At 60.8% G+C, this 6,000-nt stretch carries 8 protein-coding genes; 4 read left to right on the top strand and 4 right to left on the bottom strand.

What is annotated here, in order from left to right:
* Positions 1-279: 279 nt before the first annotated feature.
* Positions 280-579, bottom strand: coding sequence for a phage terminase large subunit (gene terL, locus D3227_RS36690; protein ID WP_120018998.1), 300 nt, complete (start codon positions 577-579; stop codon positions 280-282).
* Here terL and D3227_RS36695 point away from each other — a divergent pair.
* Positions 540-1,148: a LysR substrate-binding domain-containing protein gene (locus D3227_RS36695; protein ID WP_245452086.1), complete on the top strand. Its 609-nt coding sequence runs from the start codon at positions 540-542 to the stop codon at positions 1,146-1,148. The genes terL and D3227_RS36695 overlap by 40 nt on opposite strands.
* Positions 1,149-1,228: 80 nt before the next feature.
* Here the strand turns inward: D3227_RS36695 and D3227_RS36700 are convergent, their stop codons facing one another.
* From D3227_RS36700 to D3227_RS36710, 3 genes are all read right to left on the bottom strand, one after another.
* Positions 1,229-2,476: a type II toxin-antitoxin system HipA family toxin gene (locus tag D3227_RS36700; protein WP_120019000.1), complete on the bottom strand. Its 1,248-nt coding sequence runs from the start codon at positions 2,474-2,476 to the stop codon at positions 1,229-1,231.
* Positions 2,469-2,804, bottom strand: coding sequence for a helix-turn-helix domain-containing protein (locus tag D3227_RS36705; RefSeq protein ID WP_120019001.1), 336 nt, complete (start codon positions 2,802-2,804; stop codon positions 2,469-2,471). The genes D3227_RS36700 and D3227_RS36705 overlap by 8 nt, the downstream gene beginning before the upstream one ends.
* A 268-nt stretch (positions 2,805-3,072) precedes the next feature.
* Positions 3,073-3,531, bottom strand: a complete 459-nt coding sequence (locus D3227_RS36710; RefSeq protein WP_120019002.1) for a YbhB/YbcL family Raf kinase inhibitor-like protein — start codon at positions 3,529-3,531, stop codon at positions 3,073-3,075.
* A gap of 366 nt (positions 3,532-3,897) precedes the next feature.
* Between D3227_RS36710 and nuoH the strand changes: the two genes are divergently transcribed.
* From nuoH to D3227_RS36725, 3 genes are read left to right on the top strand one after another with little or no spacing between them, the layout of a single operon-like run.
* Positions 3,898-4,884 carry an NADH-quinone oxidoreductase subunit NuoH gene (gene nuoH / locus D3227_RS36715; protein WP_120019003.1) on the top strand — a complete coding sequence of 329 codons (987 nt, stop codon included), beginning with the start codon at positions 3,898-3,900 and terminating at the stop codon, positions 4,882-4,884.
* A gap of 30 nt (positions 4,885-4,914) precedes the next feature.
* Positions 4,915-5,481, top strand: a complete 567-nt coding sequence (locus D3227_RS36720; RefSeq protein ID WP_120019004.1) for an NADH-quinone oxidoreductase subunit I — start codon at positions 4,915-4,917, stop codon at positions 5,479-5,481.
* Positions 5,482-5,526: 45 nt separating this feature from the next.
* Positions 5,527-5,970: a CBS domain-containing protein gene (locus D3227_RS36725; RefSeq protein WP_120019005.1), complete on the top strand. Its 444-nt coding sequence runs from the start codon at positions 5,527-5,529 to the stop codon at positions 5,968-5,970.
* Positions 5,971-6,000 lie beyond the last annotated feature (30 nt).

The following is a 6,000-nucleotide window of genomic DNA, read 5'->3' on the forward strand; positions in this document are numbered from 1 at the left end:
CTAGACGTTTTATATGTGTCGGCGTCTTGCCACGCGAATTTGTGTCGCCAAGACATGATGGGCTTGGTCGAGGCCGCCGAAAAACCTTGGGCTTCGAAACGCCGGCTGATAGATTGCGAGCGGTGTTGCGTTGACCGGTTGAACTCGCCGGCGCAACCGCGACATCCAGCATTACTGCCGGCAATGTCCGCTTTCAGGGATTGGCAAAGCAGGACTCTACGGCCGACATCAGGCGCAAAGCAGACATTGAGCGCAGCCCCCCGATTTTGGAGCAGCGCGTCAGAATTTGCCGACATAGAACCTGCCTGTTGGCTTATCATCCTTCATCCAGATCAGCGCCTGGGTCATGGAATCGACCTGGTCGTCGTGCTTTCCATGCGGAAATGCGAGCACCTCCAGCAGGAAGTCGTCTATCCAATGGGCATCCATCGGCAGATGGACGTTGCCGTTTTCGATCATCGCGGCGACGCGTGACAAGCGGCTTTCCTTGTCGATGCGGGTTTTGACTGGCGTACTTGCGATCTGCTGGCTTACGCATTTTGCAATGTCGCGGAGGGGCAGCGGATAGCGCGCTGGTATGCCGCTTCGAACATCCGGACGTCAGGCTGATCATCGAGGATGTTCCAGCCAGGCAGCGCCTGGCGGCCATACACCGGCGGCGCTTCGACAGTGTGTTCACGCACGACATCGGTGCCGCCAAATCCTGCAGCAGCGCGGTGTTTTGGCAGGAACGTCTTTTCGTGCTCTTGCCGGCCGCCCATTCACTCGTCGCGAAGCCGGTGCTCACATGGTCCGATCTTGCGGATATGTCCCTGCTCGTTCCGGTCGGGCTGGACGGACCGCCGTTGGATCTGTGCTTGCTCGAACGCATTGCGGCCGATGGCGGTCCGGCCGTTCAGACGTGTCGCGCCAACCAGGCGACGGTCCTCTTCAAGGTGCAACTCGGTCAAGGCGTCACGTTGGCCGACGAAAGCTATGCCCGGACAGTCGCCACCGATAGCGCCCTTTGGAGGCCGCTCGGCGGTGAAAACAACGTCAGCTCAATCAGGGGTATCTGGCTCGGATCGAATCCAAAGCGCACGGTCCTGCGTCTGGTGGGGCTCGCAAAGAACATGGCGGTGGCAAGCCAAGCTCCTCGACCCGCTTAGCAGGCGAGCATTCTTTCGCGACGGTGTCCGATATCAACGCGGTCGGGATGGCGGCTGGCGGTCGAACATCAAAGAAGGCCTTACAGCACCAGCGCCCTCTCGAGATCGCCATGCTCGAAAGCGCTCGCCATGCGGTTGATTTCAGCCGATCGCGCGCCCACTGCTTTGGCAACGTCGCGCCAGGTCGACGTCACGGTGGCGACCTCCTTGATGATCATTCGCGCCTGCACGAGCGTAAGCGCGAAGAACTCTGACGCGGCCTCCAGCAGATCAAGCGAACACGTGCCTTCGTCGAGGTCGATGTTGGTCGTCAGAACCCGCGGCTTGAGATCAGTTGGAACCGGATTGAGGTCGTAAGCAGGCGAAAGTGACCATCCCGTCTTTCCCAACCAAAGGAAGCCGTGATTGCGCAGGTGGTCATCGACATTGGAAATCATCACGCTGAAGACGACTCGACGATAAAGTTCATGCGCGTCGGCTTTTGCTTGCGCGCCATGTTGCGTCAGCGCATCGACCATCTCGGGATAGCTGCCTCGCTCGCCGTCCCTGGCGCCCATCATTGCCATAGCGGACAGAAACGGGATGCGGACCGCGCCGTCGCGATCGAAACGTCTCGACAGCATGACCGGCTTGCCGGCGACTTCGATCAGTTCATGTTGGGGCGTGGTGATGCCGGCCAGGCTGGCGAGTCGCAGCGCGATCTCCTCCCAGGTCTCAATGCTGTAGTCGTCTGTTTCCTTGGGAAACTTGGCGATTGCTAGGTGGCCATGTTGGTCGATGACCGACGCCTTCGGTCGCGCGCCGCCAAGGGAAGAGCCGGGTGCGAAGATCAATTGGAGATCTTCGTCCGTCTCCTCGTCGCGCAGAATTCGCTCGGTGATCTGCAGAAGCCGGCCGAGTTCGATGAGGGCAGGCACACCGGTACTGATCGGCGCCTGGTAGGCTTCTGCACCGACCAGGCGAAATCGAAGGGCACCAAGCCGCGTTTCATCGGCAACGCCGAGAAGGTAGTCGCTCTCGGTCAGAGTGCGAACGGCACGTTTCTCACGTTCTGCGACACGCCGCTCGGAGCGCTGCATGAGGCGTCGCCCCCAGGTATCGGGAGCCGAGTCGCCGATAGAGCCGAATGTGGCCAGCCCGGCAAGGGGAGCAAAGGCGCCGCGGGTGAGGGCGAGGGCTGGCTCCAGGGAGAAACGGTCTGGATCCTCGAGCCAGGCGCCGTCATACTCGAAGAGGATTGTTTCCGTGCCGCGGACGCGATTGCTTCGCGCCAGTCCGACGGAGCGCGTGCGGCCGCCAAGATCAATATGGACCTCGAAGTCAGCCATCGCGCAACGTCCCGGCCGACCGCTTGAGGTGGACGTGCTTGGGCAGTTCCGCTGTGGCCAGCGCTTGGCCAACCCTGTCGTTGCCGATGTCGGCGATTTGGCCCAGCCCATCGAGCAAGCCCAGTGCCTGCAAAACGGCGGCATAAATGCCGATGCTGACACTGGTGTCACCGGCCTCGACCCGCTGCAAGGTCGAGCGCGAGGTGAAGGCGCGTTCGGCCATCACTGCCATCGGGAGCCGGCGCCGTCGCCGTGCGTCGTGGATATCCGCGCCCAGCTTGCGCAAGGCGCGTCTCACGGCGGCTGGAGGATTGTGAGGAGTGGGCATTGTGGCACCTTCGCACTACAGATCAGAGGGATATGTAGCACGAAGGTCACAACTTTTCTAGGCCACCCAACAAGCGGTGATCTTCAGCCCAGGAGCAGGCCAGCGCACAGACCAGCAAAAATCGCATGGTATGCAGATGGAACTCGGTCCTGGACGCTGCAGTCAAATAGCGTTGAGTTGCGAAATTTAGCTTCGCGTCTGCGGGCTGGCATGGTGATGACTCGCAGGCCTTCGTCAATTTGCCAGAGTTCACACGAACGAAGAACTATCATCGCTCATACACTCCGACGAGAACCGCCTCGGCGAGGAGATGCCTGCGCGCTTCTCGTTCGACCCCCTGACACGATGGGTCGTTGCCGAGCGGCAGGTGATCGATCGACAGCGCAAGCAGCCGGAAATGATCGCGGTGTGCGCCGTGGCGATGCGGTGGGCAGGGACCACCGTAACCTGGTCGCCGGAAATCATTGGTTGCCTGCTTGAGGCCTTGCCTGCCGGGGTGCCAGGCAGCGCCTTCGGCCAACTCCATACAATCGGCCGCAATGTCATAGGCCGCCCAGTGATGCCAGATCCCCGCCGGGGCGTCGGGATCATCGCAGAGAAGGACAAAACTGCGGGTTCCTGCCGGAGCGCCGGTCCAGCCGAGCGGCGGGGAAAGGTCCTGACCGTAGCAAGTGAAACGCCGCGGGATCGTCGTACCGTCCGCAAAGCCTTTTGAAATGAGCTGCATGGGTCACCTCTGACGCTATTGCCGCGCCGCGCAGCACTCGTCCCCAAACGCCAGGTGGCAGGCAGAACTGGCAGGAAGCGCGGGCGTCGCCTTGAGGCTGCGTTCCGACACGAGCTTCACGGTTGATCGGGCGTAAGGATAAGCACTCTATCGAAAATGTACGAGACAATATTGAATGGCAGTTCGTTTCGCCCTGCCATCCCGTTTAAGCGCCGAACGGCACACATCGTAGCAGTGACGGTAAGGCTGTGATACCATCGCACAAGTTGCGCCGCCGTTTGCAATTGCCATGCCCGCGCAACCTGACAACTGCGCAGTGCTAATCGGGTCGCGGGTCTCGTCCCGTTGAACGAGTGACCTCGGATCATGGAACTCGTCGTTGCTCTTGGTCTGATCGTCTTCAAGGTCGCGTTGCTGATTGCGATCTTGCTGCTGCTGCCCTTGCCGCTAACCTGGCTGGAACGCAAGATCGCGGGGCACATCCAGCAGAGGATGGGGCCGATGCGTGTGGGATGGCATGGGCTGCTGCAGCCGGTGGCGGACGGGGTCAAGCTCTTGACCAAAGAGGACCACATCCCGGCCGAGGCCGACCGCTTCCTGTTCAAATTGGCGCCAATCCTGGCGCTCGCTCCGCCCTTCGTGGTGTTCGTCGCGGTCCCCTTCGGCGAATCGGTTTCGGTCCTCGGCACTGAGATCACTCTTTACGTCTCCAACATGAACGTGGCGCTCCTTTTCGTCTTTGCGGTGATCGGGATTGAGGTCTATGGCGTCATCTTCGGCGGCTGGGCGGCGAACAGCAAATACGCTGTCCTGGGCAGCCTCAGGACCTGCGCTCAGATGATCAGCTACGAGATCCCGATGGGGTTCGCGGTCATCGGGGTGGTAATGCTTGCGCAATCCATGAGCCTGCTCGAGATCGTGCGGGCGCAAGCCAATGTCTGGAACATCGTCTACCAACCGGTCGGGTTCTTCGTGTTCTTCGTCGCCGGGCTGGCCCAAGCGCAGCGCATTCCCTTCGACCTGGCTGAAGCGGAAGGCGACCTGGGGGCCGGGTTCCATACCGAATACAGCGGTATCCGCTTTGCGTTCTTCATGGTCAGTGAATACGCCATCATGCTTCTGACGTCGGTCCTGGCGGTGATCCTGTTCTTCGGCGGCTGGAACGGCGTGCTGGTCCCGTTGCCACCGATCCTTTGGTTCCTGCTCAAGGTCGCGTTCTTCGTTTATGTGTTTATCTGGTTCCGCTTCACTTTCCCACGCTACCGCTACGACCAATTGATGGCGATTGGGTGGAAAGTCTTGCTTCCACTGTCAATGGCGAACATAATCATAACCGGTGTTGCTTTCCTTTAGGGGCCGCAGCGGCTCCACAGCGGGGCGACGATGTCGCGCGCACTGGACAGAATTGGAACATGGATCGGCTGGGCGTTCTTCGCCGATCTGGCGAACGGCTTGGCGCTGACCTTCGGCTACATGTTCTCCAAATCCGTGACCATGCAGTATCCGGACAAGGAAAAATGGTTGCCCTATTCGCGTTACCGCGGGCATCACTTCCTCAAGCGTGACGAAGAGGGCGAGATCAAATGCGTGGCCTGCGAACTCTGCGCGCGGATTTGTCCCTGCTACTGCATCGAAGTCATCCCCTACGAGGACGAGAAGGGCAACCGACGCCCGGCAAAATTCGAGATCGACATGGCCCGGTGCCTATTCTGCGGGCTGTGCGAGGACGCCTGCCCGGCGGACGCGATCGCGCTTGGCCAACAGTACGAATTCTCGAGTTTTTCCTCGCATGACCTGGTGATCGGGCGCGACGATCTGCTCAGCAAGCCGGGCAAGGCGATGACCGGCGGCGGCGTGGTCGCTGCACGCCTGAACACCGAACAGGACGTGCTGGTCGAGACGAGCGAGCCGCAGGGGTACAACTGGTGGCGGAATATCCGACGAACGTAAAGGCGCGCCAGCTGGCAAGCCGGAGCGCGCAGACAGGAGGCTCATATGCTGGTCTGCCAAATCTTGAAGACCAAGGCTCCCGAGGTCATCTCGGTCACTCCAAGTCAGACGATGGCGGAAGTGCTACGGCTGTTTCGGGACAACAACATCGGCTTCGTGGTCGTCAGCCGTTTCCCCGGGGGGGATTGCCTGGGCACGCTGTCGGAACGGGACTGCTGCAATGCGGTGGCTGAACACGGAACCAAGGCGCCCATTATGCGGGTCGCCGACATCATGAACCGCACTGTGGCGACCTGTTCGATAGAGGATTTGCTGCCCTCGGTGATGGCGACCATGACCAACCGGCGCACGCGCCATGTGCTGGTCATGGATGGCGGCGCCACTGTCGGCGTGGTGAGCATCGGCGACGTGGTCAAGCACCGGCTCGACGAATTGCTGAACAACGAGCAAGTGCTGTACGATTACATTGCCGGGACAGGTTATCACTGACGACGTCGGCTCAAGGGTGCAGGGGCGGGC

Origin of the sequence: Mesorhizobium waimense (assembly GCF_003601975.1) — a bacterium.
Lineage (GTDB): Bacteria > Pseudomonadota > Alphaproteobacteria > Rhizobiales > Rhizobiaceae > Mesorhizobium > Mesorhizobium waimense.

Bases quoted from the DNA above. Each gene is read 5' to 3' on its own strand.
- D3227_RS36720 (WP_120019004.1), top strand. From the start codon at position 4,915: ATGTCGCGCGCACTGGACAGAATTGGAACATGGATCGGCTGGGCGTTC.
- D3227_RS36710 (WP_120019002.1), bottom strand. From the start codon at position 3,531: ATGCAGCTCATTTCAAAAGGCTTTGCGGACGGTACGACGATCCCGCGG.
- nuoH (WP_120019003.1), top strand. From the start codon at position 3,898: ATGGAACTCGTCGTTGCTCTTGGTCTGATCGTCTTCAAGGTCGCGTTG.
- D3227_RS36725 (WP_120019005.1), top strand. From the start codon at position 5,527: ATGCTGGTCTGCCAAATCTTGAAGACCAAGGCTCCCGAGGTCATCTCG.
- D3227_RS36705 (WP_120019001.1), bottom strand. From the start codon at position 2,804: ATGCCCACTCCTCACAATCCTCCAGCCGCCGTGAGACGCGCCTTGCGC.
- D3227_RS36700 (WP_120019000.1), bottom strand. From the start codon at position 2,476: ATGGCTGACTTCGAGGTCCATATTGATCTTGGCGGCCGCACGCGCTCC.